Origin of the sequence: Coraliomargarita sinensis (genome assembly GCF_003185655.1) — a bacterium.
Lineage (GTDB): Bacteria > Verrucomicrobiota > Verrucomicrobiia > Opitutales > Coraliomargaritaceae > Coraliomargarita_B > Coraliomargarita_B sinensis.
The window spans coordinates 134,553-156,219 of sequence record NZ_QHJQ01000008.1 but is presented as its reverse complement, the minus strand read 5'-3'; the positions used below and the strand labels follow the sequence as shown (position 1 = coordinate 156,219).

Genomic DNA, 21,667 nt, shown 5'->3' with positions numbered 1-21,667 from the left:
AGAATGGCGACGCCAACTATCCTGCCGGGACAACTCCGGCTCATCGTGGCTATTGCCGCTGTCCATATCGTCGCCTGGTATGCTTACTTAAGCCATATCCCCTTGGGTCTTTATCCGACCGCCCAGGAAATTGAAGTCATCGAGAACGCTTTCAGCCTCGCTGAAGGGTCCGCCAACGCGGGCGATTCCAACACGGTTTATGAGTTACTCCTGTCCATTCCTGCACGATTCGTCAGCAGTGCAAGCGAGCTTGTCTTTGTGGCGCGCTTCATCAACGCGCTCGCGTTGATCCTCGCAACAACAATCATTGCCCACGCCACCGGGCAATACTGGAAAAGAAACCGGCCGATCTGGATTGCGGGCTTGCTCACCGGCCTGAATCCCGTGCTGGTTTTTTGGTCCGCTGAAGTCAGCCCGACCTTACTGGCGGTTCTTCTTACCAGTCTTGGTTTTGCGTTCCTACTTCGATGGTTGAGACATCCCTCGCCCCAGCGAAGCCTGATCATCGGCTTGCTCGTCTGCCTCGTGATCGCCCTGGAAAGAAGCATGCTTTTGTTCGCGCTGATTTGGCCCGCCACGGCCTGGCTCTATCCCAACCGGAGGCGGGCCTATCATTTGGGGGCAGCTTTGGTTTTCCCGGTCATGGGCCTGCTCTTTTACACCGCTTTCAGCCTACAGTTTCCTGGCATCGAAGGAAACAATGCCGCGTCAATTGGCCGCGGTATTTACGAAGTGTTCAACAACCACGAAGCCTACGACGGAAAAAGCTACGGGCTGCATCGACAGCTCAACTTATTTCTCTTTCTTAATCCGATCCACTGGGGCCTGATTTTTATCCTGGCGGTAGCCGGTGCTTATATCCGGGTGAAGAATGGACACAAGGGCAACAGTATTGCCGTACTTCTAGTTTGCCTGGGCACCTTCGCATTGAGCTATGCAATCGGCGATACCGGCAGCCAAACCCGCGCTCTGCTCTACCCCATCCTGGCGATCTTTGCCGGCGGCATCAGCATGATGCCGCATGTCTGGAGACATGCCGGCAAACTAACACAGCGCAAGATCATCCTAGGGCTGCTACTAGTCGCCGGGCTATGCTACTCCGACTTCTACGATGCCCGTGATCCCTCGAACTGGGAAGCGGATTACACCTATTTGGCAGAAGCCAACCTGGCCCTTGAGCGCAACCAAAGCGCTGCGGAATGGGCCGAAAAAACCCTCGCACTCAATCCGGAGAGAGAGGACATGCGCAGCGTCATCCTTCACGCCGAATTCAGGGATTGGGCTCTTTCGCCAAGCCCGTCACCCATATCCAGAGAAACCGCCATGCTCCACCTCGAAGCGGCCCGACAAGCCAACTACGACGCCCCCAACACCCGGGCCATCGAAGCGCTCTACCTTTTCAAACTTAGGGAGACGGAGAAGGCAATCGAACTGTGGAAACAAGTCAGCGAGCGCAGCGCCCTGGCATTGATTTGCCTCTACTGGACAGGAAACAGTGACAAGCCGGAGCCCAATCAAATCCAAGCCTATAGCGGGACCCCCTATTTCGACTTACTCAAAAGAACCACTGATATCAACCGTAACGCTCTGGCCTACAGCGAAGGTGAGGAGACTCTGGATAACATGCTGGCATTTGCCCACTAGCTAAGGGCAGGCCGCCTCGTAAATTCCCGCCTAATACCACTTCTAAAAAATACTGAGCTTTTTGTGCTGTGCGATTTTGGAGCAGCGCAAGGCGGCCGGGCAGGAGTGCGCCTAAGCGCATGACTGCCCGGGCAACGCTGCGAACTCAAAATTCGCACGCATCCTTAAAACCAAGTGAGCTCGGCATAAAGATCAGGATTTTTTAGAAGTGGTATAACCTTCGGCGGAGAGCGCTTCTTCCGTCTTCAGCCGGAGTTGGCCGCAGGCCGCATTGATATCGTGCCCCTTTTCCCGGCGTATCGTGACCGAGACCCTCGCCTTGCGGAGAACGTCGACAAAGGCATCCTGGCGTCGAATCGAGGGCCGCTTCCAGGGCAGACCCTCGACCGTATTGTAAGGAATACAGTTCACGTGGGCATGCAGGTCGCGGGCGATTTTGGCCAGCTCACGCGCCTGCTCAAGTGAATCGTTCACCTCTTCGATTAAAATGAACTCCAGCGTGAGCATACGCCCATGTTTCTGCTGAAAGGCTTTCACCGCCGGTAAGAGTTTTTCCAACGGATACCGTTTGTTGACCGGCATGATCTGATCCCGCACTTCGTTGGTCGCACCGTGAAGGGAAATTGCCAAACGCACCGCGACGCCCTCTTCCGCCAGCTTTTCAATCTGCGGCGCCAGACCGGACGTGGAAACGGTAATCCGGCGTGCCCCGAAGTTAAGCCCCCAGTCGGCATTAAGGATCCGGATGGTGCGGACCAAGGTTTCGTAGTTCGCGAGGGGTTCGCCCATCCCCATAAAGACGATATTATCGAAGGATGCGATTTCCTCCCGGGCCCGCTCGGTGTGGGCGTCCTCCCGTCGGCAAATATGCATGAGCTGGGCCACCACCTCGGCCGCCATCAAATTGCGGCGGAACCCCGCCAGGCCGGAAGCGCAGAACTTGCAGCCATAGGCACAGCCCACCTGGATCGAAACACAGACCGTCTTGCGGGAGTCCTCCTGCCCGACCCCTTTTTGCGGGGCCCGAATCAGTACGGTCTCGATCAGGGATTTGTCCCCCAGTTCCATCAGCATCTTCTGGGTGACGTCGTCGGAGCGTTTGTCCAAAACCGGCCGGGCCGGATAAATAATATAGTTGTCCGCCAGCCAAGCCCGAAAATCCTTGGGCAAATTTGTCATGGCCTCCCAGTCATCTACCCGTTTCTTGTAGAGCCACTCCATCACTTGCTTGGCCCGGAAAGCCTTGTAGCCGTCCGCGACGGCCCGCTCGGTCAAGGACTCGAGAGTCTCGCCAAAGAGGCTGGGTTTTGCAGGTTGAAATTTCACAATAATTTATGGCTGTGCGTGATAGTCCGCTGAAATAGAAAGCCCACCAGCATGCAGGATAATCACAACATTTATCTTTGCCCCCTAGCTTTCGGGAACAATGTGCCTACGGCCATCCCATTCGCCATGCTCTGAAAGCGCATGAAAACGAAGTGTCGTGAAATAATGATGAAAATCCTTCCGATTACGCTCCGCCATAGCTGCAGCATGACGTTCCCCACCTGATACCGTACTATGACCGTGAACCATATTAGTCATTTCCTTTTCAGACCTCCAAACCGTAAATGTGCTAAAAGTTCTGGGCATGCGCATAGATGCAAGCGCGAGCGTTGTGCCCGGATGATCCCTTACCAGTTCTTCAACAGGCCGTCCCCAACGAATAAAACGAAAGACCTCCGGTAATTTCAACCGAGCGATTGTTACCGCAACGACAGGACTCGCTGAATCTTGGGCACTTTCATTCTCTGGAAAATCATCAAACTCCGGAAAACTACCCCATCGCCGGATGAGAGAAAGACGTAAATGCCAGCCCGCAGAGAGGGCCTTGCCCAGCTTCTCCTGCCCTAAGAATTGGTCTAGTGCAGACTCATCCTCCCAAGCGGCGAAAACAGCAAGTTTACGAAGCTGTAAGCGTTCTGGAGAAACAATGGGGGCACCCAGCATCATGGGAGCCATGCACTCCATATGGCATAGACCCGAAACTTGTTTCACGCTGGGAGGAGCAAAAAATGATCGGAGGGTAAATGCCGGACTTACCTGCGCCAAATGATAACTGAAAATCTTCATTTAGTAATCATTGTTAAAATGAATCAACCAAGGCCATGGCAAACGGGAGAGTGCGACTTAGGCCTGATCATAGAAAGTGCCAAAAGCCCTAACCCAACGTGACCGATTGCGTTGGTCATCCCGTGATAGCGCACCATTTCGCCGAGATCTAAAAGTGGATTCTCAAATGCCCATGCCAGGGCGGGAATGAGCGTTACAACGGGAACAGACAATGACAAAACCAGCAGTGCACCCGGACCAGTTATCACGCAATCAGAACTACCCAGCAAGACCGCAAGCAATTGTAGAATAAAGATCGTCTCGTAGCACATTGCACCCAATTCATCACAATAAGGATAACCCAAAATGCCTGCCGCAGTCACTAGATAGGCCAGTGGATGCAAAAAAAGAATAGAGCGAATCACCTTTAGCCAAAAAGGCTGAGCGACAAGTCGGCATGAAAGTGACGTAACAGTTATCGCACCAAACCCGGCAAAAGCAAAATGCGCTGCCGCCAGCCATGTCCAAGGCTTACCAAAGCCAAGCAGTATCGAATTGCTCAGAAAAGCTCCCAACCAGACCAAGCTGCCTACCATGAAAACCCAGGCACACGCCAGTGCCACTTCTTCGGGCAGAAGTTTTGGTCGTCGAAAGGCTTGTATCAGGAGGACAGAGCCCACAATAACCGCAAAAACAGCCGGAACTGCCAACAAGGCAATAATTACGATAATGTCCATAAAGCCTAGGATCTCCTTGCTTGAGTAGATAGCAGCTTAAATTGCCCTGTATTATAACTTCGGAAGCAAGTTGATCCAGAAATGCCGTTGGGCACAGAAAATATCCATTAAATTCCATTAAAAATTAACTTGTCGAGCCCATATAGTGCTCTAAAGTTCACTTATGGTCAATTTAACCTACCCTGCTCAGCGGCGCATGCGCGACATGGTGGCCAGCGAGCGCCCGCAGGAGCGACTGGAACGACTGGGAGCTTCTGCGCTGAGTGACCGCGAGCTGTTGGCCATGATTCTCCGCAGCGGGCCGAAAGGGGTGGATGTGGTCACTATGTGCGGCAAACTTCTGGATCAAGCAGGATCGCTGGCCGCCCTCCTCCGTTGGTCGGCAGAAGACTTTATGCAGATCCGGGGGATTGGAAAGGTGAAGGCGCTGCAGTTGTTGGCCATTATGCAGTTCGCTAAACGCATATTGGAGGAGCAGGACTCATCCGAAATCACTACCTTCGACACACCTGAAGTGGTCGCGCGCTATTTCCGCCCGCTGGTGGCCGGCGTCGAAGTCGAGCACTTCTGGGTACTCTGCCTCGACCGCAAAAACCGCCTGCTCCGCCGGGTGGAGGCCACCAAAGGCACCGCCACCAACAGCCTCGTCCATGCCCGCGAAGTTTTCCGCGAGGCCATCAAGCTCAGCGCCACTGCGATCATCGCGGTACACAACCATCCCAGCGGCGACCCCGCTCCCAGCCGGGCCGACATCCATGTGACCCGCCAGCTTCGCGAAGCGGCCAAAGTCATCGGCATCGACCTGATCGACCACATTATCGTGGGCGAGGCATCCAGGGACCCCAATCGACTCGGCTACTACAGCTTCAACGATGCCGGCTTGGTGTAGCGATGTTGAAAAGTCTGCTTTCACCTGCTGTCCAGGGTGTACTGATGAACGAATCGCCCCACTCTTACTCTAAATGGGTTGAATCCTTTTCACTGACGCGTAGCGATCAGGCAGGTACACCCGTGGGTCATAAGTAACGAGCACGACCGGCTTTCGAACGCAATAAACTGAGCGAAGCTCAGTTAGTTTCCTTTACGCATGCACTTTTGCTCGTCATGTTCAGGGTATGCTTCAACCCAAACTAATTTTACTCTCCCTCGTCATCGGCGTCGCTTCGTCGCCCGCAATAGAACTGCCGGAAGCCCAGTATATAACAGACCAGTTACTTGATGAGAAAAGTAATCAGGTTAAACGCATCAATCCGGCTGAGATTTACCTGAAACGGGTCAAGGAGGTTGAAGGTACGGAGGCGCGGGTAAAGCTTTGGCTGGACACCTATATCACTTGGGCTCGCAGTCTCTCCAGAACAAGTGATTGGGAAGAACGTGAAAGGTTTGCACGGCAAATTGAGGAAATTGGTCGCTATTTCCCGAAAAAGCGTGAATGGCCAATATTAAACAAGCTGCTTAATGATGATGACGGCGCTTACACTGGCTCAAAAACAGAAGGGCTCAAATTCCTTATCGCTCTGCTACAGGGGGACGAAGCAACAGCAATTCAAATGCTGCCGACCACGGAGCAAGAAAACGAGCCCAACGGAAAAGCTGCAAATAAAGGTATTACGGGTGCTTTGATTGGCCTGAGCAACAGCTCCGGGAGCATGGGCTATCAGCGTTTATTACCCATCTACGAATTAGCTGTCAAAGAGAGCTCGATGCCACAGCTGCAACGTAAAGCTTACGCGGAAATCATTCATCATATCGAGCAAAACCCAAACCGCTACTACAGCGAAGTCCCCGACCTGACCCAACTGTACAAAGGTAAAGCTCTGGATGCACAGATCGCGCGCCTGGTCAATGCTCTCGGTGATAACCTCCGCCCACATCGCTTGCCCCGAAATATGGTTTCTCCGGTCTACGCCTACATCCGCGCACATGACATGGTGCCCAATGAAGGATTTCTCGACTATCTGGATGAGAGCAGCCCGACCTACAGTGATGACATCGCCTATTACAACGATAAGCGCGAAGATTTACCGGCAACAGAGCAGTCCTACAGAATCAGAATTTCAAATGCCCTAAAATCCCGGGACGTTGAAGAAGCCTGGAAGCAGTGGGAAGCCTTTGCAGCTGCCGACAGCAAACAGGCCGGAAACTTTATTAAAAGTATCTTTGGTTACCAAAGTCGAAACTACCCGAGCGAAACATTGCAAGCGATCGCAGTGCGACTGCTTGAAGTCGGCGAAAGCCCCGAGTTGCTTGAAATTCTGCAAAGTGCGATGCCGCTCGAGGCGGGAAAAAATGACCCTCTGCTGGCCCGGATAAGAAAGCTGGAGAAAGCTTCTTCCGGAAGCGTTAAAGAAATCGCCTACAGAAAACTGGAATGGGATAGATTGTTATCGCTTGGCCTTCACAGGGAAGCATCCGCTGCAGTTCAATCGATACTGACGGAATCGGATAGATTCCTGGAGCTTCTTAAAAGCAAAAACCAGACGAGTTCTTTAATTAAATATGCACGTGCGATGGACCTTATTGAAGAGCCAGAGCTGGCCGGAGCGATCATTGAACTTCAAAAGGAAGCGCTGGACACTCTGGAAAATTACCAGCGCCAATCGCTTGTAGGCGAATTAGCGACTTACTACTCACAAAAGGGAGATGATCTGGCGGCATATAATCAGCTGAAGAGTGCACTCCACGGCGTAACTCGAAATACCTTAGAGCAAGGTAGAGTTAATATCGTGCAGACACTCGCACTATTAACTGGGCTCTATACAAAGAACGGACAACACCAGGATGCGGTTCACCTTCTCGATCACGCAATTGGCTGGCGTGCTAAAGACCTCAAGAATGTCTCGATTTACAATCGAGATCAAATTTTTGAAGTCGATGCCGCAGTCTCTTTGCATGCCATTGGCAGGTCGCACGAAGCAAGGTCCATCCTGCGGGACTACTTGCGTTACGAAAATAATTCCGCCGATTCGGCTTACAAGGCATTGATCGAAATAGAAGGTGCTGCTGCCGGCGATTTTTTTCGGGAATTAGCCAAGGAAGCTCCTTTTGAAGAACGTCCTCTGATCTGGCAGGCCGTATTACTTAAGGACAGCGGAGAGCTTGAGGCGGCCGAAGAGATGGCTCGCCAGGCCATCTCGATTGATCCCAGCGATGGAGAAATGAACGCCAATAACCGACTGCGGGCCTACGCAGTATTGGCGGACATCCTCAAAGCGCGGAATAACGAGGAAGCCGAAGTCTTTGAAAACGTCGTCGCAGCCGTTGATCTCAGTGAAATCGCTGACGAGTATCGCACGGCTGGCCTGCACCTTGATGCGCTGCGCCTTTACCAGGAATCGCTTGCCCTCTTTGCGGATGCTTATTGCGTCCGTTTCCGTGCTGCAGTCGAATTGGAGGCGGCCGGGCAACATGCTGACGCCGAAAAGCATTTCGAAGCAGCTTACACTCTCATGCCCGACCAGTTCGGTCGCATCGAGAGCCACTGCTTCGGTTGCGAAGGAGCTTTTGAAGGTGAACGTGCAGAGACAGTTGCTGAGCGAGTCTTTACCCGAATGTTGGCTAAACGGCCGGAGCAAGCCAGCTTGCATTATCTGATGGGGTACCTGAACGAGAGCAGGAACCGTCCGGAGGATGCAGTGCAAAATTTCAAAAAAGCCGTCGAGCTCGACCCTTTATACTACAATGCCTGGTCTCACCTCAGAAACCTAGCCGCTAGAACGAGCGACCATGCACTCGGCTTGAAAGCGACGAAAGCGATGCTCGAAATAGCTCCCAGCCGAACACTGGGCTCGCTCGGAGGTCTAACCATTGCTCAAACCGGACAACTCTGGGGCACTCTCGAGTCCGTGCTCCCAATCATGCCGGAGCGGAGCGAGCAAGTATATCCCCTGAAAGCTTCTGCAAGGATGATAGAGGAGAGCGGCACTCAAAACTTTGATAACTGGCGTAGCAGTAAAGATTATCAAACAGCGGGCAGCCTCTTCTTCCTCGACTACGAAATAAAACAATTCCTGACAGAGTCGCTGAACGCTTCAAACAGTCGATTCTAGTCCGCTCATCTAGAGCTTCTGTACCACCCAGAAACGGCAGTCATCGGAAAAATGCTTTACCTCCGCCGGTTCTTCGCCGAGTTCGGAGCGCATGACTGTAGCCTCAAGCCGGAAGCCGGCTTCGGTAAGCTGCGCTTTCATCTCTTCGACTGTCGGTACATGCATAAAGTGCAGGCCGTCCTTGGTTTGCTCGGCCCGATCGCCAAAACATTCCAAGTCGGGTGATTGTTCCTTCGCCACCCAGCGCTTGTACTCGGCCTGCCAGAATTCCTGATACGGGGATCGCTCGCGGTCATGGGTGGTAAAGACAAACCAGGCCCCCGGGCGCAGCACCCGGTAAATCTCGCATAGCGCCCGTATGCGCCCAGCCTCGGAGGGAATTTGCATGAGGCCGTTGAAACCGAAGATGGCACCGTCAAAGACCTCGTCTTCAAACTTGAGGGCGCGGGCATCCGCAACCTGAGTCGGAATGGCATATTCCAACAGCTTGGCCAGACTGCGGGTCCGCTGGATCATCGGACGGGAGTAGTCCGTCGCAAGAACGTTGCGGTAGCCCAACTCATGTAGGCCGATGGCGATACGCCCCACTCCGCAACCCAACTCCAGAATGGACTCGTCCGTTTTAAATAGACGCGTCAAAATCTTTTCCTCGGAAACCCAGAGGCCCAATCGTGCTGCAGCGTCGGCATAATGCGCCACGACATTGTCCGCCTCAAAATAAGCTTTTACCTTCTCCGAATCCATGAGTGCTGGCATGAGATGTGCAATCCGGGGGAGTACTTGGCAACTGCATTCCCTATTGCATGAGGAACAATTCCTGCCTAGTTGCATACTATACAAGAGCCCTGTGTCTTTTATTAAGGTCATATTCCTATTAGCCCTATCAGCGGCCCTCAGTTTGGGAGGTCTGCTGGTCCCGGCCCACTTGCGCACGGTTGATGCGGTGGCCGTCGATGCGGCGGGCGAAGCAGGCCCATCAAATGGGGCGAAAATCTCGGAAAGTCTCAATGCCGCCCACACCGGCCCCGCCCGGATCCTGGCAGAGGCCACCGGGAATACCGAGCGATTCACCCCCGAGATCCAAAGGCTGAACGGGCGGCAACCGGCAATATCTTTGATCGGCGGCCCTGATTCGAGCTTCGAGGCCTTTATCGATTTATTGCCTCAGGACCGCCTCAGTGAAGAAGCCTTCAATCCGGTCATTTCGCTACTGCTACCCCGCAATCAGCGACTCACTCTGGTGGAACGACTCTCGAACTCGAGCAATGCCAATATTGCGGCCTTACTGAATATCCGCGAGCTTGAAGGCATGGTGAAGCTTCATCCCGCCAGTCATCCTGCGGGTGCCCCCTACGATGCCGGCCTGCTGACGATCGCTCAGCTGATCGAAAGCGATCATATTGACCCGGAATGGGCCGACCAGATCGGTGGCTTGGCCAATCAGGCGGCGATTGGTGAAAGTGACGCGATTTCGGCTGTCGAAGCCTTAATCATGGCGACACTCTCTTTGGGCCGCCAGCTGGACTTCCGCTCAGTCGCCAATCTGGCCGAGTTCAATGAATCCCTTCAAGGGTGGGCCGACATGGCAACTCTATTTCGAGCCCGGCCGGAAGAGATCCCACTCCTCTACGCCATTTTGCACTATCAGGAGGCCAGCCAACCGCTTTTTGACTACCTCTCCCAAAATCCCGAATCCGGCTTGCAGGATGTCAGGCTCGCACTGAATGACGGGCCCGGCGCGGTGGACTATTTGCTCAGGGAAGCACTGCCGGTGCACCAACCGACCACCCTGAGCCAACAGATTTTAAAACCGCTTGAGCCATACCGCCCGCCATTTTTCACCCAGCTTTCCATCACCAGCCGAAGCTCTGCGCTCTGGCTGAAGCTGGGCCTATTCCTCGCGGCGGGGCTGGCCTTTTCTCTTGCCATGGGAGCCGCCTGGCGCGGTTCCTCAAAAGCGTCCCGCGAAGTCGGTTATTTTACGCCCCCTATCCTCGCCCGGGACATCTGCCTGAGCTTGGTATTTACATTAACCCTCTGGTTTACATTTGAGCCGGACATTCTAAAATCAACCAGCGACGAAGTCGACTCCGCACCACGCATCGAGTTTGCCGTGGCCGGAGCCATCGAATCCATCAAATCTCCCGTTAAAGCTATGCAAGAACTCAATCAAGTCACCCTTCTCGTCCTGTTGCTCTTCTTTGTCGTGCAACTCGTCATCTACTGCTTCTGCCTGATCAAGCTTAAGGAGATCTCCAAGCAAATGCTCAACCCCAAGATGAAGCTGCAACTGCTGGACAACGAAGAAAACCTCTTCGATTTCGGGCTCTACGTCGGCCTCGGCGGCACAGTACTGTCCCTCATCCTCGTCGCGGTCGGCATTGTCGAAGCCAGTTTGATGGCGGCCTACGCTTCGACGCTGTTCGGCATTCTTTTTGTCGCCTTGCTCAAGGTGATGCACCTGCGTCCTTTTCGCAGGCAACTCATCCTGGAAGCGGGCCGGCTCGGAGGGGAAGACGACTCCGGGGGACTGATGAAAAATATCAAACTGTAAACCCCGGAGAAATACCCTGCCATGAACAAGACTCTGATGCTGGTAATCTGCGACTTCCTGTTGCTGAGCATGCTGGCCCTGGCGCGTTTCGATCCACCCGAGGAGAAGCCGGAACCGGCTCTTGATGCCACGGCCTCATCCGCGACGGCTGAAGCGGAACTGATCGAGCTCCTCGAAGAATCCCTCCAAGCCGAGCAGGGCTCGCGGGAAAACCTCAGCTCGGACCTGCAGGAGACTCGCGCAAGCTTGCAGGAGAAGGCGCAGAAGCTTGCGGAGCGTGAGGCCGCACTGGCCGAGACGATGACCAATTTGGAGAAAACCAGCGCCGAAGCCCAAGAGTTGGCCCAGGCCAAGGCCGAAGTGGAAGCCAAGCAGTCCGAACTGGCCGCGGAACGAGAACAACTGGCACAACGCTACGAAGCGACACGCGAGGAACTTCAGAAAGCCAGCGAAGAACGTGTCGAACTCGCCAACACACTCGGCGCGGTCAAGGAAGAGCGCTCCGTCTCGGAAGAACGGCTCAAGCAGACCGAACAGGCACTTCGCGAGAGGGAAGCCCAGCTGGCACGCCGCGAAGCCGAATTGAAAGCCGCCCGGGAGGAAAGGGAAAAACTGGCTCAACAGCAGGCTGAACTCAACAAGGCGTTGGAAGTGGCCCAGACCGAGCAGCGCTTGCTCTCCGAAAATCTGACCAAGGAACAGCGTGAAAAAGCCGAGGCCTTTGCGCGGGCCGACCGCTTGACCGACAACGTGGCGGTTCTGGGGCAGGGCGTGAACCAGCTCGGGCAGGGCGTCAGCCAAATTGGCCAGAATGTGACCAACATCGCCCAGTCCTCGGAAGCGATCCAGAAAGAGATCGAGGCCTCACGTCCGCAGACGATGAGCGAAATCTTCACCCGTTTCCAGCAGAACCGGGCGACCATCCGCTTCACCTCGCAGGAGCAGGGGCTACTCGGAGGCACGGTCGAGAGAAGCTATGAAAGCCGCAGCATCCTGGTCGTGGGACAGGACGAAAATTACTACCTCGTCACACACTCCGACAATTCGCCTTTCTCCCTTTCAAAATCCGCTCGTGTGGAAAGCGCCACACTCACGATCCAAACCGGTAGTGAACGGATACAGGTCAACCAAATCGGTTTTCTTGCCACAGATCCACGCCTGATCTTTATCCCGCTGCCCAAAATCTTCGCGGAAAGCAGCGGATTGGAGCCCTTCCCGCTCGCCCTACAACCGGAGCGCTGGGAGGAGGCCGTGCTGGTCAAAAACGATGAGAGCAACTTCGGGCGGACCGAATTCCGCCGTCTGACCAGTAGCGCACGTTTTCTCAAGATGGAGCGGCCTGCCCTGGGTGAGCTTTTTGCCGACTTTGCCGCCTCGCGTGGCGACCTGGCCTTTACCAAGAACAGCCAGTTCGTTGGTCTGCTCACCGACACACGCCACGCCGTGGTGATCGAGGATTTCGTGGCCAGCGCCGTCCTCAATCTCGGCAGTCGCTTTGAGCCCGAAACGGCCCGCAGCACCATCGACAAAATGCAGGACCGCGTCAGGCAGCTACCCTCCGAGGTGCGCTAGGCTGTACGGCATATTTTCATTTATCGCTGCACATAGCCTTCTCGGCATTCACTCCGGCATCCGCCGGCGGATGCCGGTCTCGGCCACCCAAAAAAAGCACCCCTCCCCCTCGTTCTGCCACGAACTCAAGATGGTGGGAACTCTCCAGAAACAGAGCATCGCTTGAACAGAGCTATGGCATGCACAAGCGCAGCCTCGACAGCGACAGCCCCACTCAACCACGCACAAATCAACCACCTACCACTCAACCATCCATCACAAATTCTCCCATTTTCCGTTCTTGCAGTCTCCGGACTCAGGCATAATCTCCGCCTCTTTTTTGAAAATCCGGCAAGTGTTCGATTTCAAAAATCCACTCCTATCCAGCTGAAAATCAGACTTTAACAACACCAACTAAACGACCATGACAGACCTGTCCAAATACAGAAATATCGGCATCTTCGCACACGTGGATGCGGGTAAGACCACAACGACTGAGCGTATTCTCAAGCTCACGGGTAAGATCCACAAACTCGGCGAAGTGCACGACGGTGCCGCCACAACTGACTTCATGGAGCAGGAACAGGAGCGTGGCATCACCATTCAGTCCGCCGCCACCACCTGTTTCTGGCCGGGCAGCGAGCAGCAGCACGCTAAAGCACCTTACCGTTTCAACATCATCGACACCCCCGGGCACGTCGACTTCACGGTTGAAGTCTATCGCTCGCTCAAGGTCCTCGACGGCGGCATCGGTGTTTTCTGTGGTTCCGGCGGTGTTGAGCCCCAATCCGAAACCAACTGGCGCTACGCCAATGACTCGGAGGTTGCCCGCCTGATCTACGTCAACAAGCTCGACCGTATCGGTGCCGATTTCTACAAGGTCGTCGACCAGGTGAAAAACGTTCTCGGCGCGACACCGCTCGTTATGGTGCTGCCTATCGGCACGGAGAGCGACCTCAAGGGCGTGGTCGATCTGCTCACCCGCGAAGCCTGGGTCTGGGATGAGTCCGGCGATCCGCTGAACTATGAGAAGCAGCCTGTCCCGGAAGACATGAAGGACAAGGTCGAGGAATACCGCGAGCAACTTATCGAGACCGCCGTCGAGCAAGACGACGAAGCGATGGAAGCCTACCTCGAAGGCAACGAGCCCGACATCGATACAATCAAGAAGTGCATCCGCAAGGGCACCATCAACCTCTCCTTCTTCCCCACCTACTGTGGTTCCTCCTTCAAGAACAAGGGTGTGCAGCTCGTGCTCGACGCCGTTGTCGATTACCTGCCCTCCCCGACCGAAGTCGAGCCGCAGGATGAAGTGGATGCCGAAGGTCACCCGACCGGCGAAAAAGCCGTCGTTTCGGTGGACGAGCCGCTCCGCGCGCTGGCATTCAAGATCATGGACGACAAATACGGCGCGCTCACTTTCACCCGTATTTACTCCGGCAAGGTTCAGAAGGGTATGACCGTGCTCAACTCCTTCACCGGCAAGACCGAGCGTATCGGCCGCATTATCGAAATGCACGCCGACGACCGCAACGAGATCGATTCCGCACAGGCGGGTGACATCGTCGCCCTTCTCGGCATGAAGACCGTGCAAACCGGTCACACGCTCTGCGATCCGAACGATCCGGCCACGCTCGAGCCCATGGTCTTCCCGGATCCTGTTATCTCGATCGCGGTCAAGCCGAAGGACAAAGGCCAGGCAGAGAAGCTCGGTGTCGCCATCGGCAAGATGGTCGCGGAAGACCCCTCCTTCCAGGTTGAGACCGACGAAGACTCCGGCGAAACGATCCTCAAGGGGATGGGTGAGCTCCACCTCGACATTAAGGTCGACATTCTGAAGCGCACTTACGGTGTCGAAGCCGAAATCGGTAAGCCTCAGGTCGCCTACCGCGAAACGATCACGGTTCCCGTCACCGACAGCTACACCCACAAGAAGCAGTCGGGTGGTTCCGGTCAGTTCGCGAAGATCGACTACACAATTGAGCCCCTGGTTCAGGACGAGGAGGAAGATAAGAAGAACTTCGTCTTCGAATCGAAGGTCGTCGGTGGTAACGTCCCCCGCGAATTCTGGCCCGCCGTGGAAAAAGGCTTCAAGAACTCGCTCGAAAAGGGTGTTCTCGCCGGCTACCCGACCGTGGATATCAAGGTCACCCTCTCCGATGGTGCCTTCCACGCCGTGGACTCCTCTGCGGTTGCTTTCGAAATCGCTTCCAAGGCCGCTTATCGCCAATCGATGCCGAAGGGCAATCCCGACATCCTTGAGCCCATCATGAAGCTCGACGTCTTCTGTGGTGAGGAAAACATGGGTGACGTGATCGGTGACCTCAACCGCCGCCGTGGTATGATCAAAAGCCAGGAGCCGGCCAACACCGGAATCCGCATCAAGGCAGATGCCCCGCTTTCCGAAATGTTCGGTTATATCGGCGACCTGCGCACCATGACCTCCGGTCGTGGCCAGTTCTCCATGGAGTTCTCCCACTACGCGCCGTGCCCGAAGAACGTGGCCGAGCAAGTGATCAAGGAAGCTCTCGAGCGCGAAGAAGCGAAGAAGAAGTAGGCGCTTCGCTCCAATATGTCAGCCTGTCCTGCGTAGCTCACAGAGCGAAGCAGGGAAGCCAGTATTTCCAAAAGCCCCCGTCTCGAAAGAGCGGGGGCTTTTTTTGTCATCGGCCAATGGTCCGACGGTAGACCGTAGGGGCTCTGCTCGCGGATGCCCAAATCGCCGTTCAGGCGATCACGCATGGTGCGAAGCGGGTCGTTCAACGGGTTTCGGAATTGGTATGCTACCGCTTCGATTTAATTATGGTTCAATCGGATTGATGTAGCAGAGCCAGTCTCTGGCTCTATCCCATATCTATGCATGAGGATGGCAGAGGACCCGTTTTCATCGGATTACGCCGTGGCATGCTGCCATAGCTACAAAATAAATTGTTCGATTATATCAATTTTTATTCAATTTCGTATGATTCAATCGATTATGCCGAAATGGGCCTAGATGAACTCACTAGCGAGGATAACCGAACTTACGGCAGAAAGTTCCGCTTGATCGCATTTCGTTGGTTGCGGCCCGAAGAGGTGTAAATCGAATGCACCATGCAAACGCACGGCATTGTTCGGCATTCATGAAGCCAAGGCTGGCATGCGCAAGCGCAGCCTCTACGAATACCTAGCAATGCGTCTCCAGGATCCGGCGCATCTGGCTCTCTCTTGTCTCGATGCTTTCGCAGAGCGAAAACTGAACCCGTGCACGGTTGAGGTTCTGTGCTTCGTAGCTGGTTTTGAAATAAACGTTCCCCGCGAGATAATCGGCAAAAAATCGCAACCCGAGTTCGAAGGCGATAAGCCGGACCGAATCGTAGAGATACTTCTTATCGTTTTCGGTCAGAAAACCCTTGGCCTCCGAGAGATAACCCTGCACCAGAGCCTGAAAGAGATCCAGATCCAGCTTAACTTCCTTGAGATCAGTCGCCTCTTCCCCCGCAGGGTTGCAACCGCTTCGCACCGCATCGCCAAAATCATAGTGCACCAGACCAGGCTTGACCGTATCGAGATCGACGATGCTGGTTCCCTTCCCGGTTACTTTATCAATCATTACGTTGGTGATCTTCGGATCCCCGTGGATTGGTCGCTGCGTCAGCTCCCCACGCTCCAGAGCCGATTCAAGAATACTGACGAAATCGCGTCGGTCCTCAACGAACTGAGCCAGACGTCGTGCCTCGGCCGAAAGCTCCAAGCGTTCTTGCGCACTCCTCTGAGCCAACGTCGCATCGTATTTGCGCAGGTACTCCGGAGTGATGTGGAATCCGGGTAGTGTGTCTTCAAGTTCACCTATGGGAAAATCCGCGATGATACGCTGGAAATGCCCCAGCACACGTCCGGCCTCGGCGGCATGCTCGGGAATGCTGATCCTCTCATAACTGTTCGTGCTCGCGATCATGGAAAGGGCCCGCCAGTAGCCGCCCTTTTCATCCACCACGAAATCATCCCCGTTCATCGCCGGAATCACACGGGGCAGTTGCCAAATCCGGTCCGCCTGATCCGCCTCCTCAAGAATACGTTTATGCGCGTGGTCGGTAACGGCCTTCATGTTGGACATCACCAGAGCCGGATTCTTAAAAACCGACTGGTTGATCCGCTGCAGGATATATTGCTCTTCGGAAAACGTCGTCCGTAAGACCACCCTGTAGGTGTCGTTCACATTACCCGAGCCAATCGACTCCAGCGCCACCAGCTGCCCCGGCACTTGAAACTGCATCGCTATGGTTTCCGCAATCATGTAAAAAAGAGGTAAGAGCGCTCGAATATGGCTGCGGTGTCAACCTTCTGCTGTACTAAGGTCAGCGTTCTCATTGAAGAATCCCCTATTCAATGTTCGACGTTCGACGTTCGATGTTTGACCTTCAACCGATGCTTACATCCATCTTAACCCATCCCGGAGGGGCCCACAAAGACGATTTACTTGCCTGCTGCGTATTGCTGGCAGACAACCCCGTCCGGATCGAACGTCGTGACCCGAAACCGGAAGACCTGAATTCCGAAGAGATCGCGGTGATCGACATTGGTCACCAGCACGACCCTGCAAAGTCGAACTTCGATCATCACCAATTTCCCCGCGAGGCGCCGCCGAGTTGCGCCCTCTCACTCGTCTTGCAGGATCTTGGGCTTTATGACGATGCCAAGCGCTTCTGCGACTGGCTCGAAACCTCCGAGTGGCTGGACTGCCGCGGCCCGGTGAATACGGCAGACTGGCTCGGTGCCGGCCGCGATATCCTGGCCAAGCTGAATTCGCCGATCGATGTTACCCTGCTGCGCCGATTCGCCGGTCAGGAGGTTCACCAGCCGGGCGAACCAGTTTGGGAAATCATGCGCATGATCGGCCAGGATTTGATCGCCTACATTTCCGGCCTTCGGGAACGGATGGCATATATCGCGGAGCACGCCGAAATTTGGGAGCTCGACGGTTTTTCGGTGCTCTACTTGCCCCGTACCGAGCCTCTGCCCGGGGAGCCCTCTGCCGGTTTGGGCCGTTACATCGAAGAGCTTGAGGTCAAAACCGAAGTACTGGCGACAGTCTACCCCGACCGCCGGGGCGAAGGCTACGGGATGCGCCGCTACAATGATGATCCTCGCCTGGACTTCACCCGGATCGAACAGGAAAGCGATGTGCACTTCGCCCACAAGCAGGGCTTTATCGCGAAAACTTCGGCAGTCGACCCCGACCGTCTGAAAAATTTGGTTCAGGCAACCTTTGCGCAGAACTAAGACTGGCAACGATCTTGCACGGCATACCGCATGGCATGGTATCTCCCGATTACTCAGCTGGATGACGCGGACCGGAAGAAGGGGCTGAAGTATCTCTTTTACGACGGCTTGTGCTCGCACGCGATGGCACTGCTGGTGACCGGAGCTTTCCTGCCGGGCATGGCTTTGGCCCTGGGGGCCAGTAACTTCGTGATCGGTCTTCTGGCCAGCTTGGCCCCCATATCACAAATGGCGCAAATACCGGCAATACTGCTGGTTGAGAAAATAGGACTCCGCAAATTACTGACCGTGGTATTTGCCGGTGCCTCGAGACTATCGCTGGTCGCCGCAGCCTTTACCCCGTTTTTTGCACCGGAAGGAACCGGCGTGTTTCTCTTCACCCTGTTCATGATGCTTTTCTTTTTTGGAGGTTCGGTGGCAGGTTGTTCCTGGAACTCATGGATCAAAGACATCGTTCCGGAAAAAACCATGGGTAGCTATCTGGCCTCGCGACTGGCAGCTGCCACCGCACTGGGGGCCACCTTGAGCCTTGCGGCTGGCTTCAGCGTCGATGGGCTGACAAATATCTACGACGATCTTGCACGTGCCTATGCGGTCATTTTCCTCATCGCGGCCGGTTTCGGACTCTATGGTACGGGATTGCTGACCCATGTCCCGGAGCCGAGAATGGCGGCACGAGAAGCCGACCGGCATTGGCTCTCCACCTTAATCGAGCCGGTTCAGGACCATAATTTCCGGAAGCTGCTCTTCTTCTCTGCCGCCTGGAGTTTTACCGTAATCATGTCCGGTGCCTTTTTCGCCGTTTACATGCTCAAGCGCATCGGCATCCCCATGAGCGGGGTCATCCTGCTGGCGCTGCTCAGCCAGGTGACCAACGTTTACTTTTTCAAAGTCTGGGGGCGAATCGCCGACCATTTCAGCAATAAGAGCGTGCTGGCTGTTTCCGTGCCGCTTTACGTGCTCTTGTTATTAACCTACCCATTTACCACTCTGCCCGAGCGCTACAGCCTGACGATCCCCTTACTGATTTTCATTCATCTTGTGGGTGGCATATCCACCGCAGGCTTCAATCTCTGCGCGGCCAATATTGCACTCAAACTGGCCCCGCGGGGCAAGGCCACCGCCTACCTCGGCACCAATGCATTTTGCGCCGGTCTCGCAGCCACGATCGCACCGGTCATCGGCGGCCTGATCGGCAGCTTTTTTGCCATTAAGGAAATCAGCATCAACATCTTCTACCGAAAGGATATCGCAGAGATGGCCGATGCCGTGGCGATTCCTGCACTTAGCCTGCGCGGCATTGATTTCGTGTTTTGTGCATCCGCCATGATGGGGCTCTACGCATGGCATCGCCTATCGCTTATCGAAGAGGCCGGCACGGTAAGCGAATCCGAGGTCCGCGATCAGGTATTCGCATCAGTGCGCAACAGCTTTTTCACCCCATCCGGGCTGAACATGGGCATGCGGCGCATGACCGCTTTCCCTTATGAAATACTCCGCAAGACGACGCGGTCGACTTCGTCGACAATCAATCGAATGACCAGGCGTGGACCCGATTAAATAAAAAGGGCCTCCAATCGGAGGCCCTTTGTAAAATGAAGTTGTCGGTCTAGCCTAGTAACTTGCTTCTGACTCTCCGCGACCACCACGGCGGTCACCGCCGCGACGATCGAATCCACCGCGGCCACCGCCACGGTTGAATCCTCCACGGCCTCCTCCGCCGCCGCCAAACTTGCGGCCGCCTTGAGGGCGCTCTTCACGCGGACGTGCTTCGTTAATTGTCAGTGCACGACCAAGGAATTCCTCACCGTTGAGGCCTTCAATCGCTGCAGTCATTTCTTCAGGAGTTTCCATCGAGACGAAAGCGAAACCGCGTGGGCGGCCGGACTCCCGGTCTTTGACGATGAAAACGTCGGTTACGGCGCCATGGGCTTCAAAAAGCTCACGGAGATCACCGTCGGTAGCGTCGTAGGACAAATTGCCTACATACATCTTTGTATTCATTATTCTCTTTTACTTTAGGCTATACCACATGCTTCTTTGCCCTGAGTTCCGCCGACATGACGGACGTCACCTGACTGAATACAATTTCTCTCTCCAACGGATGCCTAACCCACGCTCTGAATCTAAACAGGTGTTATAGTATGTTCGCTTATTGACGATTCGCGGTAAAAAGCAAGCCGCATTATACACGTCATGCAGCAATCGTAGGGGCTTGCCTTCGGGAAGCCCGCGAACGCTCGAGACGGTCACGTAATTTTGATACCCCCCTACGCTCGCGGGTGCCGCTAAGCTGCACCCCTACAAAGGGAACCCGCGTAATATCACTTTCTGCCAAACCGCAACCGATGCGCTACAAAAACCATAACGACCGTGAGGGCAAACCAGGGAGCGAACCAAGCCAACGCGTCCACAAAGACGGCATTCTGAAAAGCTTCTTCCGTAGCATATTCACCCACAACCTCTTGTAACTTGATTGAGGCGATTAGACCGGAGAAAAGCAGAGATACCAGACCATAACTGACATTGGTCGAGAGCCCGCGGAAGCTCAACACGGTTGCACGTTGTTCGGAATCGGCCACTTCATTGAGGTAGCGGCTGACAAAGAAACCCGTCAACTGAATGGAGGCATAGAGGAGGACGGCTGGCAGAATACCCCAGTAAGGGATGGCCATCGCCAGGCCTGCCAAACCAACCAAAACGACCGAACTGGTGTAGAGGAAGTTGCGGACCGGTGAGTTCCGATCGGACATCAGGCGGGCGATACGCGGAACAAAGAGTCCCAGCAGAGCCATCCCCGAACCGATCAATCCGTAGCTGGCGATTGGATACTCGATCACTTTCCAATACTCACTGGCCATGGTCAAAAACTGCCGGATCACACTGTCGATCACCATAGCGGCGAGGATAATTCCGAAAGGCAAGGGCGTCTTCCAAATCCAGCGTCCAGCTGCCAAAGTCTTTCGACCACTTTCTCTAATTGTTTCAGCTAGCGCGACACGCTGAGGTTTATTCGTCTCCCGCATGCGAAGCGCCATTGCGAATACAATCATCCCCGACAGCATGGTCAGTAAAATCGGCATTTTGACCAACTGGGACTGCTCGACATGAAAGCCGGCCCCGAGAAAGTTGAGTACCGCGTTGACCATCTCGGGATCATAGACGGCAGCCCCGATTGTCATGGCAAAGAAAAAGGCCAGTGAAGTATCCCGTTGTACCCGCTCAAGCACGTGCCCCCATCGCTGCTCCATACCTGCCGCTTTGAGTGAATCAAAGGTTAAGGCCTCGTCCGCCCCGCTCGCAGCCGCTTCCGCCAGACCACTGAGCACGCGATTGGCCAGAAAGAGGTAAAAGAGCAAACTGCCTCCGCCAATCGGCGCGGCGAGCAGGACTGCCATTTCCAGCACCATTAAAATACCGGTCAGGATCAACAAAGTACGACGCCCGATCGTATCGGCCAGAGCGCCCGAGGGAACTTCAGCCAGAACAATTGTAGCCGCCCAAACCGCATTCAGTACACCGAACTGCTCCCAGGACAGCCCATAGTCGAGGAAGAGAACCGCGTAGACCGGATAATAAAAGCGCGCCGTAAAAAACACGCGGAAGAGCGTGAAGTTGCGCACGTTGCGCAGGGCGATTTTTTCAAGATCCGGTTCAGGCATCCCCGGACCGTGGCAGAGTATGACATTTGCGCAAGTCTGCTCGGGAGAGTTCTCCAGTTCAATCTAGCATCGGATACGAAAATCGGTTTTCTATCCAGAACAGGAAACGTATACGCT

Annotated in this window: 15 protein-coding genes; 8 read left to right on the top strand and 7 right to left on the bottom strand. The window is 54.8% G+C overall.

The features are described from left to right. Positions 1–3: 3 nt before the first annotated feature. Entirely contained in the window at positions 4–1,644 is a 1,641-nt protein-coding gene (locus tag DDZ13_RS11535; RefSeq protein ID WP_110131605.1) for a hypothetical protein, read from the top strand. 192 nt (positions 1,645–1,836) lie between these two features. Here DDZ13_RS11535 and rlmN read toward each other — a convergent pair whose 3' ends face one another. The 3 genes from rlmN to DDZ13_RS11520 all read right to left on the bottom strand — a co-directional run bounded on the left by rlmN (position 1,837) and on the right by DDZ13_RS11520 (position 4,472). Further along, positions 1,837–2,970, bottom strand: coding sequence for a dual-specificity RNA methyltransferase RlmN (gene rlmN / locus DDZ13_RS11530; RefSeq protein WP_110131604.1), 1,134 nt, complete (start codon positions 2,968–2,970; stop codon positions 1,837–1,839). A gap of 84 nt (positions 2,971–3,054) precedes the next feature. Beyond that, positions 3,055–3,756, bottom strand: a complete 702-nt coding sequence (locus tag DDZ13_RS11525) for a hypothetical protein (RefSeq protein WP_110131603.1) — start codon at positions 3,754–3,756, stop codon at positions 3,055–3,057. A gap of 23 nt (positions 3,757–3,779) precedes the next feature. Next, a complete protein-coding gene (locus DDZ13_RS11520) occupies positions 3,780–4,472 on the bottom strand; it encodes a YndJ family transporter (RefSeq protein WP_110131602.1) in 693 nt (230 codons plus the stop codon). A gap of 163 nt (positions 4,473–4,635) precedes the next feature. Between DDZ13_RS11520 and radC the strand changes: the two genes are divergently transcribed. Continuing rightward, complete coding sequence (gene radC / locus DDZ13_RS11515) at positions 4,636–5,361, top strand: RadC family protein (protein WP_110131601.1); 726 nt, start codon at positions 4,636–4,638, stop codon at positions 5,359–5,361. Positions 5,362–5,587: 226 nt separating this feature from the next. Further along, a complete protein-coding gene (locus tag DDZ13_RS11510) occupies positions 5,588–8,521 on the top strand; it encodes a tetratricopeptide repeat protein (protein WP_110131600.1) in 2,934 nt (977 codons plus the stop codon). A gap of 9 nt (positions 8,522–8,530) precedes the next feature. On the opposite strand, the gene DDZ13_RS11505 is transcribed toward DDZ13_RS11510, so the two are convergent. Beyond that, positions 8,531–9,277 (bottom strand): class I SAM-dependent methyltransferase, encoded by a 747-nt coding sequence (locus tag DDZ13_RS11505; protein ID WP_158279903.1) that lies wholly within the window; start codon positions 9,275–9,277, stop codon positions 8,531–8,533. 91 nt (positions 9,278–9,368) lie between these two features. On the opposite strand from DDZ13_RS11505, the gene DDZ13_RS11500 reads away from it, so the two are divergent. The 3 genes from DDZ13_RS11500 to fusA all read left to right on the top strand — a co-directional run bounded on the left by DDZ13_RS11500 (position 9,369) and on the right by fusA (position 15,183). Further along, the gene (locus tag DDZ13_RS11500; protein ID WP_146209355.1) at positions 9,369–11,075 is read left to right on the top strand and encodes a hypothetical protein; all 1,707 of its coding nucleotides are present in this window, start codon (positions 9,369–9,371) and stop codon (positions 11,073–11,075) included. A 21-nt stretch (positions 11,076–11,096) separates the two neighbouring features. Beyond that, a complete protein-coding gene (locus tag DDZ13_RS11495; RefSeq protein WP_110131597.1) occupies positions 11,097–12,647 on the top strand; it encodes a coiled-coil domain-containing protein in 1,551 nt (516 codons plus the stop codon). A 403-nt stretch (positions 12,648–13,050) separates the two neighbouring features. Then, positions 13,051–15,183 (top strand): elongation factor G, encoded by a 2,133-nt coding sequence (gene fusA / locus DDZ13_RS11490; RefSeq protein ID WP_110131596.1) that lies wholly within the window; start codon positions 13,051–13,053, stop codon positions 15,181–15,183. A gap of 609 nt (positions 15,184–15,792) precedes the next feature. Here the strand turns inward: fusA and DDZ13_RS11485 are convergent. Then, positions 15,793–16,902, bottom strand: coding sequence for a phosphotransferase enzyme family protein (locus DDZ13_RS11485; protein WP_110131595.1), 1,110 nt, complete (start codon positions 16,900–16,902; stop codon positions 15,793–15,795). Positions 16,903–17,033: 131 nt separating this feature from the next. On the opposite strand from DDZ13_RS11485, the gene DDZ13_RS11480 reads away from it, so the two are divergent. Then, positions 17,034–17,888: an MYG1 family protein gene (locus tag DDZ13_RS11480; RefSeq protein ID WP_110131639.1), complete on the top strand. Its 855-nt coding sequence runs from the start codon at positions 17,034–17,036 to the stop codon at positions 17,886–17,888. Positions 17,889–17,918: 30 nt separating this feature from the next. Then, positions 17,919–19,448: an MFS transporter gene (locus DDZ13_RS11475; RefSeq protein WP_110131594.1), complete on the top strand. Its 1,530-nt coding sequence runs from the start codon at positions 17,919–17,921 to the stop codon at positions 19,446–19,448. A 54-nt stretch (positions 19,449–19,502) separates the two neighbouring features. Here the strand turns inward: DDZ13_RS11475 and DDZ13_RS11470 are convergent, their stop codons facing one another. Both DDZ13_RS11470 and DDZ13_RS11465 read right to left on the bottom strand, forming a co-directional pair. Next, positions 19,503–19,892 (bottom strand): RNA recognition motif domain-containing protein, encoded by a 390-nt coding sequence (locus tag DDZ13_RS11470; RefSeq protein ID WP_233246149.1) that lies wholly within the window; start codon positions 19,890–19,892, stop codon positions 19,503–19,505. A 320-nt stretch (positions 19,893–20,212) separates the two neighbouring features. Beyond that, entirely contained in the window at positions 20,213–21,550 is a 1,338-nt protein-coding gene (locus DDZ13_RS11465; protein ID WP_110131593.1) for an MFS transporter, read from the bottom strand. Between the last annotated feature and the right edge of the window lie 117 nt (positions 21,551–21,667).